This is a genomic window from Sphingopyxis sp. MWB1, assembly GCF_000763945.1.
In the GTDB taxonomy this organism is placed as follows: domain Bacteria; phylum Pseudomonadota; class Alphaproteobacteria; order Sphingomonadales; family Sphingomonadaceae; genus Sphingopyxis.
The window spans coordinates 180,246-197,249 of record NZ_JQFJ01000002.1 but is presented as its reverse complement, the minus strand read 5'-3'; the positions used below and the strand labels follow the sequence as shown (position 1 = coordinate 197,249).

Genomic DNA, 17,004 nt, shown 5'->3' with positions numbered 1-17,004 from the left:
CGCGAACGGGGTTGGAACGGACTTTAAAGGACAAAGCAATGGCAGTTACGAACGATCATACGGTCAAGGCTTTCGACGAGGATCTCAATCGCCTGCGCGGTTTGATCAGCGAAATGGGCGGCCGTGCCGAACAGGCGCTGCTGCAGGCGATGACCGCGCTGAGCAAGGGCGATCAGGAACTGGCAAGCCAGGTCGTGCGCGACGACAAGAAGATCGACGCGCTGGAAGCCGAAGTCGAACAGCTTGCCGTCCAGACCATCGCGCTGCGCGCCCCGATGGCCGACGATCTGCGCGAAATGATCGCCGCGCTGAAAATCGTGTCGGTCGTCGAGCGCATCGGCGATTATGCCAAGAATATCGCCAAGCGCGTTGCGCTGATGGACCAGACCCGGTCGATCGAGGCGATCCCGGTGCTGATGTCAATGTCGAGCCTCGTCGTCGAACTGGTCCATGACGCGCTCGACAGCTTTGCCGCGCGCGATGCCGAACTCGCCGTCAGCGTGACGGTCCGCGACAAGAATGTCGATGATTTCTACAACAGCATTTTTCGCACGCTCGTCACCTTCATGATGGAAAATCCGAAGCTGATTTCGGAATGCGCGCATCTGCTGTTCGTCGCCAAGAATCTGGAACGCATGGGCGACCATGCGACCAACATCGCCGAGATGGTCTATTATGTCGTCACCGGCGAGCGGATGGAGGAGCGCGAGCGCGGCGAAACCCCCGAGGAAGCGGCGACCGCGGAGAAGGAGCAAGGCTGATGCCCCAGCCCGACCTGTTGCTGATCGAGGATGATGAGGCGATTGCCGAGCTCATCGTCTGGCATTTCGCGCGCGAAGGTTTCTCGGTCCGTCAGACCCCCGATGGCGAACAGGCGCTGGTCCTGGTCGAAGAACGGGTGCCCGACATCGTCCTGCTCGACTGGATGATCGAAAGCCTGCCCGGCATCGAAGTGTGCCGCCGCCTGCGCCGCAATCCCAAATCGGCGAATGTGCCGATCATCATGCTCACCGCGCGCGGCGAGGAAGAGGATCGCATTCGCGGGCTGGAAACCGGCGCCGACGATTATGTCACCAAACCCTTCAGCCCGCGCGAGCTGGTAGCGCGCGTGTCGGCGGTGCTCCGCCGCTTGCGCCCTGCGCTTGCGGGCGAAATGCTGAGCTATGCCGATATCGAGCTCGATTCAGTGGCGCACAAGGTCGTGCGCGCGGGGCAGATTGTGAATATGGGGCCGACCGAATTTCGCCTGCTGCGCCATTTCATGGAGCATCCGGGCCGCGTCTTTTCACGCGGGCAATTGCTCGACAGCGTGTGGGGCCAGGACAGCGATATCGAGCTTCGCACGGTCGACGTCCATATCCGCCGCCTGCGAAAGGCGATCAACCTGCCCGGCACCAGCGATATTATCCGCACGGTGCGCTCGGCGGGCTATGCGCTCGATGCGGGGTAGAGCATTTAGGGTCAAAGCTCCGGGCGGCAAACTCCCTGCCGCCCCTTCATAAAAAACGGCGCGGACCCCGCAGAGCCGCGCCGTTTTTTATGCTTTGCGAATGGCGATCAGAAGACAATCTGTCCGCGCATCCCAACCACATCGACGCCATAGTTACGATCGGTTCCCGCCGGAATAACCGCGCCGCGATAGTCGAGCCGCGCATAGTTAATCATGAAACGCAGATAATCGATCGGCGTCCAGATCAGCGAGGCCATATAGCCATTTTGCTTGCCGCCATCGATGCCGGCATCGTCGAGATCGAGCCGATCATAGCGCAAATTGACCTGCCATGCGCCAAGCCCGCCGCTGCCGACGGGGTTCTTGACCTTCACGCCCTTGAACATGCCGTCGCGATAACCGCGCCTATCGTCGGTAAGGAAAAGACCCGCCTCAATGGCGCCGCCAAAGAAAGTGGGGTCCGCCTGTCCAGGGCGTTCGACCGTCTGCCAGAAAGCCTCTGCCGCGCCGTGGAAGCGCCCGCGGATAAAGGCCGCCTCTGCCCCCAGCCCGCGTTCGCCCTTGGCGCCGATGCTGGGGGTGGAGATAAAGCGGATATCGGCGCTGTGCACCAGCGGGCGCTGGCGATAGCGAACCGAGGTGACCGTATCGCCCAGATTGCGCCAATGGGCCGAGGTGCCGAAATGCAGCTGGGTCTCGCCCAGCTTGGGCGCATAGACCAGACGCCCGTCGAGGCTGACCGACGAGTTTCCGCTGTCGCCAAGATCGCTGGCATTATCGGTAAAGACCCCCGCCTGAACCAGAATATCGCCCCGGCCATATTCGCCGGACACGCCGATGCGGCGTTCGAAACCAAAGGCGTCGGTGAAGGCCGCGCGCTCGATAAAGCTGGTGTCGTTGCTGCTCGACAATTCTTCGAGGCCCTGGAAATTGTTATGCTGGCCCACGGTGATTTTGAACGGACCATGTTTGTAGGTCAGATGGGCGTCGGTCAGTTCGGCGTCGCCTTCGGCAAAATCAGCCTCCAGCTTATAGCCGAAGCCGCCGGGCATCGTTCCTTCGACGCCCAAGCGCGCGCGGCGGATCTCGTTGGAAAAGCCGAGCGCGGGGTCGCTGATCCCCTCCGGCGCGCTGACATGTCCGGCATCGATCAGGATGCGGCCGCGCGGCTTGAAGCTCCAGCCGCTGTCGCTTTTCAACTCAGGCGCGCCTTTCCAGCCGATCTCGGTAGCAGGACGCGCCTGCGCGGCGGGTGCGACGGCAGAAGGGGTGGAAGCGGGCGCCATGCCAACGGATGCGACAGGCGCAGGCCGATCGGCCGCCCGATCGAGCCGCTCCTCCAGCGCCGCGACCTGCGCCTTCAGCGCGGCAAGTTCGCCCCGCAGCGCCTCGGCCTCCTCTGCGCTCATCGGCTGGGCGAACGCCGGGGAAGACAGGCAAAGCGAAGTGGTGCCCATCAGGGCGGCAGTCAGAAAGAGGCGCATGAACAATCGCTCCATTGCGGATTGGTGACATTTCGCGGTCGCCATTATGGATATATGATGACAAATTGGCGTCAGACGAATGACATTTATATTGCAGCGGCCAATATTATCTCTCCCCCTTGTGTCGCGGGGACGACGCGTTAAGGACAATCGCGTTTTATCGTAAAACCTGTTTTTCAGGGACTCGCATTCGGGGAGACAAAGATGACGATCAATTTTGACGGCCGCGTTGCCATTGTCACAGGCGCCGGTGGCGGCCTGGGCCGGGCCTATGCCCTTGAGCTTGCGCGGCGCGGCGCAAAGGTTGTCGTCAACGATCTGGGCGGCGCACGCGACGGCACCGGCCATTCGGACGCTGCGCTGCAGGTGGTCGAGGAAATCCGCGCGGCGGGCGGCACCGCCATGTCGAATGGCGGCAGCGTCACCGAATATGGCCAGATGGAAGAAATGGTCGCCAAGGCGAAGGAAGAATGGGGCGGCGTCCATGTCCTGATCAACAATGCCGGCATCTTGCGCGACAAAAGCTTTGCCAAGATGACGATGGAGGATTTCGACCTGGTGGTGAAGGTCCATCTGATGGGCAGCGCCAATGTCACCAAGGCGTGCTGGGAATTGATGCGCGAACAGGCCTATGGCCGCATCCTGATGACGGCATCGTCGACGGGGCTGTACGGCAATTTCGGCCAGGCCAATTATGGCGCGGCCAAGCTGGGCCTCGCGGGCTTTACCAAGACGCTGCATCTCGAAGGCGCCAAATATAATATCCGCTGCAACACCATCGCGCCGGTCGCAGGCACGCGGATGACCGAAGATATTTTCCCGCCCGAATTGTTCGAGAAATTCACCCCCGACAATGTCGTTCCCGCCGCGCTTTATCTGGTGAGCGAGGATGCGCCGACCAATATGATCATCGGCGCGGGCGCAGGCGCCTATCACGCCGCCTATGTCACCGCGACGCCGGGCATCGCGCTTCCCGAAGGCGAGCGCACGCCCGAAGCCATTGCGGAGCATTGGGACAAGATCATCGACCGCAAGGGCGAGATCATCCCCCAGTCGGGCAGCGAACAGTCGATGGTGGTGATGAAGGCGCTTCAGGCGCTGGGTTGAGGCATCTTGTCCCTCCCCCGTTCGCTTTTGCGAGCGGGGGAAGGATATTCAATCCTCGACCAGCTTCAACAGCTTGCGTTCGACGGGGGCGAGGATGTTTGCCAGATCGTCGCCGCGCTTCAATATCGCCCCGGCTTCGGACACCAGCGCCCACATGCCCTGACGGTGGCGCAGCGCGGGGCGCTTTTCGATGCGATATTCGGGGCGTTCGGCGGCGCGGCGAAAGGCCGAGAAGATCGCGACGTCGCGGTGAAAGTCCATTGCATAATCGCGCCAGCGACCCGCCGCGACCATGCGCCCGTAAAGGTCGAGGATGCGGAGCAGTTCCTGCCGGTCAAATCCGGTCTGTTGGGGGGTGGCCCGCCCGGGATGGGGCCAGGGTGTGACGGTCCCCATCAGGCGCTTTTCCGCCCTCCCTTACGCGCTGGTGCCTCGCCCTCCTCCGCCGTTTCGCGTTCAGCGATCAGCGCCGCGAGCTGTTTCTGCATGACCTCAAGCTGGCACTGCAGAATCTCGACCTTTTGTGTCGCCGGATCGAATGTTTCATTGCAGGGCGTGCCATAGGGGACGAAGTCCCGCGAATATTCGCTAGCGTCGAGCAGAGTGGAACGGGCCGGAATGCCAACCATCACCGCCCCTTCGGGCACATCCTTTGTCACCACGGCATTGGCGCCGACGCGGGCGCGCTCCATCACGGTAACCGGCCCCAATATCTGCGCGCCCGACCCGACGATCACATCGTCGCACAAGGTCGGGTGACGTTTTCCGCCGACACCATTGGCGGGATCAGTCCCGCCCAGCGTCACACATTGGTAAATGGTGACATTGTCGCCGATCTCCGCCGTTTCGCCGATCACGGTGAAACCATGGTCGATGAACAGATGGCGACCGATCTTGGCACCGGGGTGGATATCAATCGCCGTCAACCAACGCGATATATGGTTCACCAGCCGGGCAAGAAAGAACATGTCGGCTTCGAACAGCCAATGCGCGATGCGGTGCATCCCGACCGCCAGCAGCCCCGGATAGAGGAGGATTTCCCAGCGCGTCCGCGGGGCGGGATCGCGCGCCTTGATCGAATCCAGATAAGCGATCAGGCCATTAAACATCGCATTTTCCCCTGCGATTTAAGCGTAGCGAACAAGATAGATGTTCGGTGGAGGCATTTCTACCCCCGGCGCAACTTAATCCGTCCGCAACTCAGCGGCCGAACAAACCGAGCCGGAGAAGGAGCAGGCCTTCGCCGCGCCAGCGCCGCGCACCGTCATGCGCCGCAATAGAGGCGGCCCAGCGATCGAGCATCAACAGCGCCCGCGCGCCGCGAAAGCGAGCGCGGGGGGTTTTCGGCGCCGCCTTTGCCGCCGCGAGGAGCGCGCGGGCGTCGTTCTCCTCGCCCTGCAGCATCGCGCCCCAGAGCAGCGCCCATGGCGGCGAGAGCGGCGCGCCATCACCCGCCCTGTCCGCCGAGAGAGTGAAGAGCGCGCGTCCGAAGGCCAGGGCGGCGTCATGCCGCTCCGCCAGTTCATTTGCGACGAGCATTGCCTCGGCCGCGTCGACCAGCGCATCCAGTCCCTGGCACCCGGCCCAATGCTGCTGCAATTCGGCGAGCAACGGCTCGCCCTTCGGAAGCGCGTCCGGATTGCTCGCGAGCATTGTCATCATGTCACGCCACCAGGCGAGCTTGATCTGGCCGATCAGCGGCTCGGTCGCGTCGATGAGCAGCGTCGTGAGCCGCTCAGCCAGCGCCCACAGCGCCGCCATCGCCGCGCGGCGGTCGCGCGGCACGGCGACCATCACGCGCGGGTCGCGAATGTCGGGGAGGCTGCCGACGTCCCCCGTCACCCCCGTGAAGACGGGGGTCGGGGGCGGATCATGCGGCATTGAAGCGACGGGCCGATGACGGCCCCCGCCTTCGCGGGGGCGACGCACTAACGATTGCAGACCGCCTTCACCGCAGCAATCACGCGCGGCGTGTCGACAATCGCGGCCTTTTCGAGATTGGCGGCATAGGGCAGCGGCACATCCTCGTTACACACGCGGGTAACCGGCGCGTCGAGATCGTCAAAGCCCTGCTCCATCGCGACCATCGCCAATTCGCTGGCGATCGAGCAAACCGGCCAGCCTTCCTCAACCACCACAAGGCGGTTGGTCTTTTTCAGGCTTTCGAGCACCGTTGCGGTGTCGAGCGGGCGCAGGGTGCGAAGGTCGATGACCTCTGCCTCAATGCCCTCACCCGCCAGCGTGTCGGCGGCTTCGAGCGCGAGGCCGACGCCGATCGAATAGCTGACGATGGTGACATCGCTGCCCTCGCGCATGATGCGCGCCTTGCCGATCGGCAGGACATAATCCTCAAGATCCGGCACCTCGAAGCTGCGGCCGTAGAGCAGCTCATTTTCGAGGAAAACGACCGGGTCTTCGCTGCGGATCGCGGCCTTGAGCAGCCCCTTGGCGTCGACCGCGTCATAGGGCGAGATCACGATCAGGCCGGGGACATTCGCATACCAGGGCGCATAATTCTGGCTATGCTGCGCGCCCACGCGCGAAGCCGCGCCATTGGGACCGCGGAACACGATGGGACAGCGCATCTGGCCGCCCGACATATAATTGGTCTTCGCCGCCGAGTTGATGATGTGGTCAATCGCCTGCATGGCGAAGTTGAACGTCATGAACTCGATGACCGGACGCAGGCCGCCCATGGCCGCCCCGGCGCCCAGCCCCGCAAAGCCATGTTCGGTGATCGGCGTGTCAATGACGCGGCGCGCGCCAAACTCGTCGAGCAGGCCCTGGGTGACCTTGTAGGCGCCTTGATATTCGGCGACTTCCTCGCCCATCACGAATACGCGGTCGTCGCTGCGCATTTCTTCGGCCATCGCATCGCGCAAGGCTTCGCGGACGGTGAGCTTCACCATCGCCGTGCCTTCGGGAATGGCGGGATCGGCGGCGCGCTGGGTCGGTGCGGGGCGCTCGGCCGCGTTGGCAGCGGCAGGGGCCGCTGGCGCGGGCGCGGGAGCAGGAGCGGCTTCGTCCTTGGCTGGTGCAGGCGCAGGCGCCGCAGCGGCGTCTTCCCCCTCGCCCGCGATCATCGCGATGACGGTGCCGACCTTCACATTGTCGGTGCCTTCGGCGACCAATATCTGGCTGATCGTGCCTTCGTCGACCGCTTCAAATTCCATCGTCGCCTTGTCGGTCTCAATCTCGGCGAGAATGTCGCCCGATTTGACCTCATCGCCTTCCTTGACGAGCCATTTGGCGAGCGTACCTTCTTCCATCGTCGGCGAAAGCGCCGGCATCTTCAGTTCGATCGCCATCTCAATATTGCTCCACCAGCACGTCGGTATAAAGTTCAGACAAGTCGGGTTCGGGGGCGCTTTCTGCAAAGTCCGCCGATTCCGCAACGATGGCGCGAATTTCCTTGTCGATATCCTTGATGCGATCTTCGCCGATACCGGCCTCGACCATCAGCTTTTTCAGCCCTTCGATCGCGTCGCTCTTGTCGCGAACCGCCTGCACTTCCTCGCGGCTGCGATATTTGGCGGGGTCGGACATGGAGTGGCCGCGATAGCGATAGGTTTTGAGCTCGAGCAGGATCGGCCCCTTGCCCGCGCGCACCCATTCAAGGGCGGATTCGGCCGCGCCGCGCACCGCGAGCACGTCCATGCCGTCGACCTGCATACCGGGGATGCGGAAGCTTTCGCCGCGGCGGTAAAGCTGGTCCTCCGCCGAGGAGCGGTTGACGCTGGTGCCCATGGCATATTGGTTATTCTCGATCACGAAAATGATCGGAAGCTTCCACAGCTCGGCCATGTTGAAGCTTTCATAGACCTGGCCCTGGTTCGCCGCGCCATCGCCGAAATAGGCCATGGCAACGCCGCCGTCGCCGCGATATTTATGCGCGAAGGCAAGACCGGTGCCGAGCGACACCTGCGCGCCGACGATGCCGTGGCCGCCGTAGAATTTATGCTCGACGCTGAACATGTGCATCGAGCCGCCCTTGCCCTTTGAAATACCGGCCTGGCGCCCGGTGAGTTCGGCCATGATGACCTTGGGATCGATGCCATAGGCGAGCATATGGCCATGGTCGCGATAGCCGGTGATCACGCTGTCCTTGTCGCCGTCGAGCGCCGACTGAAGGCCGACCGCCACGGCTTCCTGACCGATATAAAGGTGGCAAAAGCCGCCGATCAGGCCGAGGCCGTAAAGCTGACCCGCCTTTTCCTCAAAGCGGCGGATGAGCAGCATCTCGCGGTAGAATTTTTCAAGCTCCTCCGGCGTCGCCTCATAGGGCGCGGGGTCGCGGGGCTGTTCGCGATTGGTCGCGGGAGCTGGGGTGGAAACAGATTTTTTTGGCGCGTCACTTTTGCGCGCAGGTGCTTTGGCCAAGGTGTTTTCCTTTGCATCTAGCCGTTACGGCATGGCCCCTATAAGACCGCCCCGCCCCGCTTGGCAACGCCTGCCTAGCTTTGAAGTGAAGCGGTTACGAATGCAGAGGCAGGCCCGCGCGTTTCCGCGCCTTTCAAGCCAGTCTCAACGCGTCGAAAAGCCCGTTTTGCCCTGACAAGGACATCAACGGGTCAGGGCTTGGGCTCCGGCTCCATCGGAATAATCACCTCGTCGGGGTGATAGGCGCCCAGTTTTTCGCGCACATATTCCTCCGCCAGATCGGGGTCGACGCGGTTGCGGTCGAGCAAGTTGACGCGATTTTGCAGCTCGCCCTGCTTCTTGGTCAACTTGCTGAGGACAATCTTCTTTTTCTCGACCGACTGGCTATATTCGCCCCAGGCATAAAGGCCGGTGGGGCCGAATATGGCATAGCCGAGCATCGCCGTCACCGCGAGCAGCGCAAGGGTGGGGCCCATGGCCCGCCCCAGGGATTTCCGGATTTTATGGCGCTGCGTCATAGGCCCCTTGAATCACAAGTGATTCGGGGCGTCAAGCAGCGTCAGCCGCTTTTCCCCGGCAATGCGATCAAGCGAAAATCGATGCGCCCGGATAATAGGCCATATCGCCCAGCTCCTCCTCGATACGGATGAGCTGATTATATTTGGCAAGCCGGTCGGAGCGCGCGAGGCTGCCGGTCTTGATCTGGCCGCAGTTGGTCGCAACCGCGAGATCGGCGATCGTCGAATCCTCAGTCTCGCCCGAACGGTGCGACATGACGGCGGTGTAGCGCGCGCGGTGCGCCATATCGACGGCATCGAGCGTTTCCGACAAGGTGCCGATCTGGTTGACCTTCACCAGCAGCGAATTGGCGAGGCCGTCCTTGATGCCCTGTTCAAGGCGCACGGGATTGGTGACGAACAAATCGTCGCCGACAAGCTGGCATTTATCGCCGATCAGGTCGGTCAGCGCTTTCCAGCCAGCGAAATCATCTTCGCCCATCCCGTCCTCGATCGAGCGGATCGGATAATCATTGACGAGCGCGGCCAGATATTCGGCCATTTCCTCGGGCGTCAGCGAGAGATTTTCGCCGCTGATTTCATATTTGCCATTTTTGAAAAATTCGGTCGCGGCGCAGTCGAGCGCGAGCACGACATCGCTGCCGAGCTTGAAGCCCGCCTGCCCGACCGACGCGGCGATGAAATCGAGCGCGTCGCGGGTCGAGGCCAGATTGGGGGCGAAGCCGCCCTCATCACCGACTGCGGTGGCGAGACCCTTTTGCGTCAGCCCCTTTTTCAGCGTGTAGAAAATCTCGGCGCCCCAGCGGACCGCTTCGGCGATGCTGCCCGCACCGACGGGCATGATCATGAACTCCTGAACGTCGATGGGGTTGTCGGCATGTTCGCCGCCATTGATGATGTTCATCATCGGGACGGGCAAGGTGCGCGCCGAGACACCGCCGACATAGCGGTAAAGCGGCAGGCCGCGCGCATCCGCCGCCGCCTTGGCCGCTGCCAGGCTGACGCCCAAAATCGCATTGGCGCCGAGGCGGCCCTTGTTGGGCGTGCCGTCGAGGTCGATCATCATCTTGTCGAGGTCACGCTGGTCTTCGGCGTCGAAGCCGATCAGCGCTTCGGCGATTTCGCCATTGACGGCAGCCACCGCCTTGGTGACGCCCTTGCCGAGATACCGCCCCTTGTCGCCATCGCGCAGCTCGACGGCCTCATGCGCGCCCGTCGAGGCACCCGAAGGCACCGCGGCGCGGCCAAAACTGCCATCTTCCAACAGAACATCAACCTCGACCGTGGGATTGCCCCGGCTATCCAATATTTCGCGGCCGTGAATGTCGATGATGGCGGTCATGATCTTGTCCTGCTGACGCCCCCGTGTGGGGGCGGTTGAAAAGGCGCGTGCCTGTTATCGGCGCAGCGCGCGCAAGGCAAGACGCATAGGAATTTCGTGCGCCTATGGAACCAAAGCGCGCGCCCTGCTATATATTGATAAATGCATCGGGACGCCGCCTCCCCTTTTGGCGATGCCCCCAAATGAAGAAGAGGATAACCCTTATGGCCAAGGCCGCTACTCCCGCCACCAAGAAAGCTGCTCCCCGCGCCAAAGCCCCCGCCAAGGCCGCTGCGACAAAGGCAGCGCCGGCGCGCAAGCCCGCCAGTGTCAAAAGCGCCGCCAAGGACAGCCCCATTCGCGATCAACTGGCCGCCACGCGCGACACGATCAAGGCCGAAGCCAGCCGCAAGGCGGCGTCGCTGAAGGAAGATGCGACCACGCTGAAAAACCAGGCTTCGGCCGCGGCCCGCGATGCCGCGACCAAGGGCAAGGACAAGGCCGCCGAAACGGTCGGAAGCCTCGCCAAGCTGCTCGAAGACAGCGCCGCCACGGTCGACAGCAAATTTGGCAAGCAATATGGCGATTATGCGCGCACCGCCGCCAGCACGGTGGCCGGCCTCGCCTCGACGCTCGACAAGAAGGATCTTGACGAACTCGCGGCTTCGACCCGCGATATGGTCAAGAAGAACCCGGCGGTGACCGCCGGCGCCGCCGCCGTGCTGGGCTTTGTCCTTGCGCGCATGTTGAAGGGTGGATCGAGCAACGACTGATCACATCTTGTCAACGAAACCAAAGGACCATTCGCAATCCAGTGAAGGAGCCGCTTTTGACGGGGTGAGCCATGGCTTTGCCCCCGGAAAGCAGACGCCTTCCTCCCCGCCGCTCTCTCCCCTCGATTCGATGGTGGAGGGATTGGTGAACGATCTGTCGAGAACCGCCAAAACCGAACTGGAATTGCTCGAGGCGCGGGTCGCCCTTGCGCGCTATGGCGTCAAATGGGCGTCAGCTTGGGGTTTTGTGGCGGCCTGCGCGCTGCTGGTGGCGTTGCTCGCCGTCGCTTTTGGCGCGATATTGGCGCTGATCCCGCATGTCGGCCCGCTGTTCGCCACGCTGATCGTGGTGGGCCTGCTGCTCGCCATTGCCGCTTTCGCGGGATGGCGCGCCAAGGAGGGCGTCGACGATGTGCGGATCGCGCTGAAACGCGATCTTTCACAGGAAGGGGAGCCGGACTGATGCCGGGATCACGTGCCCGCCTGATCAACGCCGCGCGGCGCTCGATGCTGCAACGCGCCGAACTTCGCCGCCGGGCGACCGCCACGCGCGACGCTTTTCGCCCGCAGGCGCTGCTCGATCGCGGCAAGCGCCGGGCCGAGGAAACGGCGGAGGATATTGCCTATATCGTGCATGAGGAATTTCGCGCGCACCGCGTCCCGCTGACGCTGGCTGCCATAGCCGGGCTCGCCTGGGTATTTCGCGAGCCGATCCAGAAACATGCCCCGAAAGCGGTGCAGAAAATGGGCGAATGGGCCGACGGGGTCGCCGCCTTCTTCGGGGTCGGCGATAGGGCGGGCGAAGAGGAAGGGGATATAGCCGAGGAAGGGGATGAACCGGCCTTCGGTGATGAAGATGAAGAGGCGGAGGCTAGCCCCGCTTCGGATGATGATATGACACAATATGCAGAGGAAAAGTGACATGAAACCCTTTGGTGAAACCGCCCGCGACACCCGCGCCAAGGCCAGCGAACTGGCCGAGCGCACCGCCGACACCGCCCGCCAGACCGCCGATGCTGCGCGCGCGCGCATTCAGGACGGCTATGGCCGCGCCCGCGCCGCGACGAGCGAATTGGCCGACCGCACGCGCGTCGCCACTGGCGAGCTGGCCGCAAAAGGGCGCGAACATGCCGAGACCGCCCGCGAAGCCACCGCCCAGGCGCTGGAAAAAGGCAAGGTTCAGGCCAAGCGCGCGAACAGCAAGCTGAAGCAGGTCGCCCATGAGCAGCCGCTGACCCTGCTCGCGGGCGCGATTGCGGTGGGTGCCATTTTGGGCTCGCTTCTGCCCAAGGGGTCGGGATCGCGCGAAGACTGACCCGCTTGCCGTAACGGCGCGGCGCTGTTAGGGGCTTTGCCCTCTCCTCCCCCCGCGCCTTACGTCAAGGAAGAAAGTAATGAGCAAGCTGCATCTGGTTTTCGGCGGTCGCGTCAGCGACCCTCAAGGTCTGGATTTTGTAGACCTGGGGGCACTCGACGTCGTTGGTCTTTTTCCGGATTATAAAAGCGCTGAAAAAGCATGGCGCGCCGCCGCGCAGCGCACCGTCGATGACGCCGAGATGAAGTATGTCGTCGTGCATCTGCACAAGCTGCTGGAACCCGATGTCGAAGGTGAAGGCTGAGCCGCCCGGACGGGCCCGCAGCAGGCTGGCCATCTAGAGCTACCGGCAAAGCAAAAAGGGCGCCTGAGGCGCCCTTTTTAATTCACCGAAAATTATCGGCGTAAGCCTGAATTTTCAGCGCACGCGGCGGGGTATCGATGATTTCGGCCGAAATGCCATAACGTTCAGCATAAGCCATGGCTTCGTCGCGGCTGGCAAAGCTCAACCGAATCTGTCGCCGCGTATCCCCGCTTCCTGCCCAGCCCATCAGCGGATCAGGCTTGCGCGCTTCGGCAGGCGCAAATTCCAAAATCCAGCGATGCGTGCCGGCACGGCCAGACTGCATGGCATTTTTGGGCTTCTGGAAAATACGCGCTTTCATCATCATCCTCACGCTCATGTCGATATGCGGCCCTTAGCCCTTTGCGGCGCCCGCGGAAAGAGGCTTATCGCGCATCGCGCCGCGCTTGCGCCGCCTTTGTCAGCAGCGTGGGCCGGGCGTTCGCCGGATCGTCGGGCCAGCTGTGCTTGGGATAGCGGCCGCGCATTTCGCGTGCGACCTCGCGCCAGCTTCCGGCCCAGAAACTGGCGATGTCGCGTGTCGTCTGGATGGGGCGATGCGCGGGCGAGGTCAGCGCGAGCACGAGCGGCACCGGCGGATCACCCACCATGGGGTGGCGGGTCAGCCCGAAAAGTTCCTGGACCCGGACACTGACCGTCGGCCCGCCGGGCGCCCCATAGTCAATATGGTGCCGGCTGCCCGCCGGGGTCGCATAATCGGCGGGCGCCAGCTTTTCGAGCAATTGCCGCGCGGGCCAGTCGAGCAGCCCCGCAAGCGCATCGGCAAGCGCGCGGTCGCCAATGTCACGCAGCCCCCGGCAGCGGGGCAAAAGCGGTGCGAGCCACAGATCGAGACTGTCGGCGAGTGCGGCGGTGGACAGCGTGTCGAGCCCGGCAAAGGAGGCACGCTGGCGCAGCGCCTGCGCCTCTGCGCCCCATTCGATGAGTCCCAGCCCCTTGGCGCGCACCACCGCGAGGCGAACCGCGACATCCTCCTCGGCATGATCGCCGCGCGGGGCCTGCCCGCGCGACAGGGCGATAGCGCCCAGCCGCCGCTCGCGCCGATGGTCGACCCGGTCGCTGTCGGCATCATAAAGGCTTGCGTGATGCTGCACGATATTGTCGGCGAAGAGCGCCTCCACTTCTTCCGCCGTCAACGCCGCCGCCGCGAGAATCCGTACCCCCGCCGCATGGCCTTGGGCATCGGCGATGGCGAGCCATTCGCTGCGTGCCAGCGGGTCGAGCGGATCGAGCCGATAGGCGCGTCCCCCGACGCTCAGATATTCGCCGTCCTGCCCGGCGCGTTTGCGCGCGACCCGCTCGGGCCAGGCTGTGGCGACCCAGCCGCCGGGTGACCGCTCATCGGCCGATAATGAGCCCTGCTCGCCTCCGACCTGTGCTGCGAGTCTGGCAAGCCGCTGCGCCAGCCGCGCCGCTGCTGCGCCGCGCCCGCCCCGGCCCCCCTGCCACCGCTGAAGCCGCGTTTCGATATCGACGTCGCGCCCGCCCAGCCCCGGCTCGGTCAGCAATACCGCGAGCCGCCCCGCCACATCGGCATGACCGGCCCGGCCCGCCTCGATCAGCATATGCGCGAGCGGCACGGGCAAGGGAATGGAGGCGAGAGCGCGGCCCGCGGGGGTGATGCGCCCATCCTCGCCCAGCGCGCCGATCCCCTGCAGCCGCTTTTTCGCCTCCGCGACTGCTGCCGGGGACGGCGGATCGAGCCAGCCAAGCTGGCGCGGGTCGATAATACCCCAGCTCGCGCAGTCGAGAACGACGGGCATCAGGTCATTTTCGTGGATTTCGGGCGGGTCGAACGGCGGCATTCCCGCTGTCGCCGCCTCTTCCCACAAACGATAGGCCACCCCCGGCCCTTGCCGCGCGGCGCGGCCCGCCCGCTGGGTGGCGGAGGCCTGGCTCGCGCGTTCGGTGACGAGCCGGGCAAGGCCCGCCGCCTTGTCGAAACGCGGACGCCGCGACAGGCCCGCGTCGATGACGATCCGCACGCCCTCTATCGTCAGGCTGGTCTCGGCAATGCTGGTCGCGAGGATCAGCTTGCGCTGCCCGTGCGCGTCGGGAAGCAGCGCCTTGCGTTGCAGCGCGGGGTCGATCTGGCCGTGAAGCCGGTGGACGGCCAAGGGCAACCGCGCCTCCTCCACCGCATTCGCCGCGCGTTCGATTTCCGCCGCGCCGGGCAGGAAGGCGAGCATATCGCCCTCGGCCTCCTCCGCCATCGCCTGCCGCACGGCGCCAAGGATGCTCGCCTCCAGCCGGTCTTCGGCGCGGCGGCTGATATAGCGAATGTCGAGCGGCCAGCTTTTCCCTTCGCTTTTGACGAGCGGCGCATTGCCGAGCAGCGCGCCGAAGCGCGCGCCGTCGAGCGTGGCGGACATGGCGACCAGCCGCAGATCCTCGCGCAGCCCCTGCTGCGCGTCGATGGCAAGGGCGAGCGCGAAATCGCTGTCGAGGCTGCGCTCATGCACTTCGTCGAACAGCACCGCCGAGACGCCCTTCAGCTCCGGGTCGGCGAGGATGCGATTGCGGAACAGACCCGGCGTCATCACCAAAAGGCGCGTCTTGTCCGACTGTTTGCTGTCGAGCCGGGTGGCATAGCCCACCGTTTCGCCAATATCCGTGCCCATTTCCTCGGCAATGCGCTCCGCCGCCGCCCGCGCCGACAGGCGGCGGGGCGAGAGCAGCCAGACTGCATCGCGGCACCAGGGCTGATCGAGCAAAGCCGGGGCGATGCGCGTCGTCTTGCCCGCGCCCGGCGGCGCCACGACCACGACATTGGGTTTCAGGGCCAGCGCTGCCGCCACATCGGGCAACACGGCATCAATCGGTAGCGCCTTCATGCGCGCAGCGCCGTCGGATCGCCAAGCTGCTGATTGAGGCGAAAGGCCTCGGCGGCAAGCTCAGCGACGCTGTCCGGTGTCACCACCATCTCCTCGGTCAGGATCAGATTGCCCAGTTCATATTTGCCGCTGGCCTTGATCCGCGGGTCGAGCCCCCGCAGCCTTATGCCGCGCCAGAAACCCAGCAGCACGCGGCTTTCCTCGGCACGGATCAAGATGCACGGCCCTTTGGCCAGAAACACCAGATTGGTCCATTTGATGGTTTCTTCAAAGGGGGCCGCACCCATGATCGCCGCGCGCATCATTTCGGCCCGGTCGCGCTGCCACCCCGACAGCGCGGCGATATAGGCATCGGGGCTGGAGGCTGCCGGTCCCATGCTCATCGCCTGCTCCCCTTCCCCCGATGAAGGCTCAATAAGCGCGCGCCACCGCAAAAGCGACCGCTTCGGTCAGCGCCGATTTGGCCTGGCTTGCGCCGAATGTGCCGATGGCATCGACCGCGCGCTGGCCATAATGGCGCGCGCGGGCGAGTGTATCTTCAATGGCGCCATGCTTGTGGAGCAGGCCGGTCGCATGGGCGAGATCCGTATCGGACGAGCGGTGGCCAACCATCGCCTGTTTCCAGAACTCGCGCTCTTCGGCGGTGCCGCGCGCATAGGCGAGGATCACCGGCAGGGTGATCTTCCCGTCGCGAAAATCATCGCCAACGCCTTTGCCCATGGTTTCAGCGTCGGAGACATAGTCGATGGCATCATCGACAAGCTGAAAGGCGATGCCGAGATTGCGGCCATAGGCGTCGAGCGCCGCCTCGGTCGCGTCGTCGCGTTCAGCGACAACCGCGGCTATCTTGCTGGCGGCGGCGAAAAGCTCCGCCGTCTTGGCATTGATGATCGCGAGATATTGATCCTCGCTGGTTTCGATGCGGCGCTGCGCCGAAAGCTGGTTGACCTCGCCCTCGGCGATGACCGCCGAGGCGCGCGAAAGTATCTTGAGCACTTTCAGCGAACCATCTTCGACCATCACCTCAAAGGCGCGGCTGAACAGGAAATCGCCGACGAGTACCGAGGCGCTGTTGCCCCAGATGATATTCGCCGTCTTGCGCCCGCGCCGCAGGTCAGAGCCATCGACGACATCATCGTGAAGCAGCGTCGCGGTGTGAATAAACTCGACCGCGGCGGCAAGCTTGCAATGGCGCTGCCCCGGATAGCCCAGCAGCTTGCCGCAAGCGAGGGTCAGCATCGGGCGCATCCGCTTGCCACCCCCGGCGATCAGATGACCGGCGAGTTCCGGGATCAGCGGCACGTCGGACTGCATCCGGTCCAATATGACCGCGTTCACTTCATTCATATCGGCGGCGACAAGCGCCATCATCGGTTCGAGCGAAGGCGGGCGGTCGCCGTGGAGCTGATGAATTTCGGCAGTCATAATGGCCTCGCCTTGGCCAAGCGGGGAGGATTT

20 protein-coding genes are annotated in these 17,004 nt (G+C 63.9%); 8 read left to right on the top strand and 12 right to left on the bottom strand.

All coding sequences use genetic code 11. From position 1 onward, the window contains the following. Window positions 1-38: 38 nt before the first annotated feature. Window positions 39-761, top strand: a complete 723-nt coding sequence (phoU, locus tag JV18_RS0101740) for a phosphate signaling complex protein PhoU (RefSeq protein ID WP_033073175.1) — start codon at window positions 39-41, stop codon at window positions 759-761. Then, window positions 761-1,450, top strand: a complete 690-nt coding sequence (gene phoB, locus JV18_RS0101735) for a phosphate regulon transcriptional regulator PhoB (RefSeq protein ID WP_033073174.1) — start codon at window positions 761-763, stop codon at window positions 1,448-1,450. The genes phoU and phoB overlap by 1 nt, the downstream gene beginning before the upstream one ends. Before the next feature lie 107 nt (window positions 1,451-1,557). Here the strand turns inward: phoB and JV18_RS0101730 are convergent, their stop codons facing one another. Then, a complete protein-coding gene (locus tag JV18_RS0101730) occupies window positions 1,558-2,934 on the bottom strand; it encodes an OprO/OprP family phosphate-selective porin (protein WP_052072012.1) in 1,377 nt (458 codons plus the stop codon). 204 nt (window positions 2,935-3,138) lie between these two features. Between JV18_RS0101730 and JV18_RS0101725 the strand changes: the two genes are divergently transcribed. After that, on the top strand, window positions 3,139-4,041 hold the full coding sequence (locus JV18_RS0101725; protein ID WP_033073172.1) for an SDR family oxidoreductase: 903 nt from the start codon (window positions 3,139-3,141) through the stop codon (window positions 4,039-4,041). A 48-nt stretch (window positions 4,042-4,089) separates the two neighbouring features. Here the strand turns inward: JV18_RS0101725 and JV18_RS0101720 are convergent, their stop codons facing one another. The 7 genes from JV18_RS0101720 to eno form a co-directional block, all read right to left on the bottom strand. Then, window positions 4,090-4,437 (bottom strand): DUF2794 domain-containing protein, encoded by a 348-nt coding sequence (locus JV18_RS0101720; RefSeq protein WP_033073171.1) that lies wholly within the window; start codon window positions 4,435-4,437, stop codon window positions 4,090-4,092. After that, window positions 4,437-5,150 carry a serine O-acetyltransferase EpsC gene (gene epsC / locus JV18_RS0101715; RefSeq protein WP_033073170.1) on the bottom strand — a complete coding sequence of 238 codons (714 nt, stop codon included), beginning with the start codon at window positions 5,148-5,150 and terminating at the stop codon, window positions 4,437-4,439. Before epsC ends, JV18_RS0101720 begins: the two co-directional genes overlap by 1 nt. A 91-nt stretch (window positions 5,151-5,241) precedes the next feature. Then, a complete protein-coding gene (locus tag JV18_RS0101710) occupies window positions 5,242-5,922 on the bottom strand; it encodes a hypothetical protein (protein ID WP_033073169.1) in 681 nt (226 codons plus the stop codon). Between the two features lie 47 nt (window positions 5,923-5,969). Then, window positions 5,970-7,349: a pyruvate dehydrogenase complex E1 component subunit beta gene (locus JV18_RS0101705; protein WP_033073168.1), complete on the bottom strand. Its 1,380-nt coding sequence runs from the start codon at window positions 7,347-7,349 to the stop codon at window positions 5,970-5,972. 1 nt (window position 7,350) lies between these two features. Then, on the bottom strand, window positions 7,351-8,421 hold the full coding sequence (gene pdhA / locus JV18_RS0101700; RefSeq protein ID WP_033073167.1) for a pyruvate dehydrogenase (acetyl-transferring) E1 component subunit alpha: 1,071 nt from the start codon (window positions 8,419-8,421) through the stop codon (window positions 7,351-7,353). A gap of 191 nt (window positions 8,422-8,612) precedes the next feature. Next, window positions 8,613-8,897, bottom strand: a complete 285-nt coding sequence (locus tag JV18_RS0101695; RefSeq protein ID WP_235302721.1) for an FtsB family cell division protein — start codon at window positions 8,895-8,897, stop codon at window positions 8,613-8,615. A gap of 109 nt (window positions 8,898-9,006) precedes the next feature. Beyond that, on the bottom strand, window positions 9,007-10,281 hold the full coding sequence (eno, locus tag JV18_RS0101690) for a phosphopyruvate hydratase (protein ID WP_033073165.1): 1,275 nt from the start codon (window positions 10,279-10,281) through the stop codon (window positions 9,007-9,009). 203 nt (window positions 10,282-10,484) lie between these two features. Here eno and JV18_RS0101685 point away from each other — a divergent pair, with 203 nt between their 5' ends. The 5 genes from JV18_RS0101685 (at window position 10,485) to JV18_RS0101665 (ending at window position 12,652) form a co-directional block, all read left to right on the top strand. Then, window positions 10,485-11,033, top strand: a complete 549-nt coding sequence (locus tag JV18_RS0101685) for a hypothetical protein (RefSeq protein WP_052071674.1) — start codon at window positions 10,485-10,487, stop codon at window positions 11,031-11,033. A gap of 64 nt (window positions 11,034-11,097) precedes the next feature. Further along, entirely contained in the window at window positions 11,098-11,496 is a 399-nt protein-coding gene (locus JV18_RS0101680; RefSeq protein ID WP_235302720.1) for a phage holin family protein, read from the top strand. After that, window positions 11,496-11,954 carry a hypothetical protein gene (locus JV18_RS14545; RefSeq protein ID WP_052071673.1) on the top strand — a complete coding sequence of 153 codons (459 nt, stop codon included), beginning with the start codon at window positions 11,496-11,498 and terminating at the stop codon, window positions 11,952-11,954. The genes JV18_RS0101680 and JV18_RS14545 overlap by 1 nt, the downstream gene beginning before the upstream one ends. A gap of 1 nt (window position 11,955) precedes the next feature. Then, window positions 11,956-12,348: a hypothetical protein gene (locus JV18_RS0101670; RefSeq protein WP_033073164.1), complete on the top strand. Its 393-nt coding sequence runs from the start codon at window positions 11,956-11,958 to the stop codon at window positions 12,346-12,348. A 79-nt stretch (window positions 12,349-12,427) separates the two neighbouring features. Then, window positions 12,428-12,652: a DUF4170 domain-containing protein gene (locus JV18_RS0101665; protein WP_033073163.1), complete on the top strand. Its 225-nt coding sequence runs from the start codon at window positions 12,428-12,430 to the stop codon at window positions 12,650-12,652. Between the two features lie 82 nt (window positions 12,653-12,734). Here JV18_RS0101665 and JV18_RS0101660 read toward each other — a convergent pair whose 3' ends face one another. The 4 genes from JV18_RS0101660 to JV18_RS0101645 form a co-directional block, all read right to left on the bottom strand. After that, complete coding sequence (locus JV18_RS0101660; RefSeq protein ID WP_033074814.1) at window positions 12,735-13,013, bottom strand: ETC complex I subunit; 279 nt, start codon at window positions 13,011-13,013, stop codon at window positions 12,735-12,737. 64 nt (window positions 13,014-13,077) lie between these two features. Then, on the bottom strand, window positions 13,078-15,546 hold the full coding sequence (gene hrpB / locus JV18_RS0101655; RefSeq protein ID WP_033073162.1) for an ATP-dependent helicase HrpB: 2,469 nt from the start codon (window positions 15,544-15,546) through the stop codon (window positions 13,078-13,080). Continuing rightward, the gene (locus JV18_RS0101650) at window positions 15,543-15,929 is read right to left on the bottom strand and encodes a DUF1801 domain-containing protein (protein ID WP_033073161.1); all 387 of its coding nucleotides are present in this window, start codon (window positions 15,927-15,929) and stop codon (window positions 15,543-15,545) included. Before JV18_RS0101650 ends, hrpB begins: the two co-directional genes overlap by 4 nt. A 28-nt stretch (window positions 15,930-15,957) precedes the next feature. Next, window positions 15,958-16,971 (bottom strand): polyprenyl synthetase family protein, encoded by a 1,014-nt coding sequence (locus tag JV18_RS0101645; protein WP_033073160.1) that lies wholly within the window; start codon window positions 16,969-16,971, stop codon window positions 15,958-15,960. Window positions 16,972-17,004: the final 33 nt, after the last annotated feature.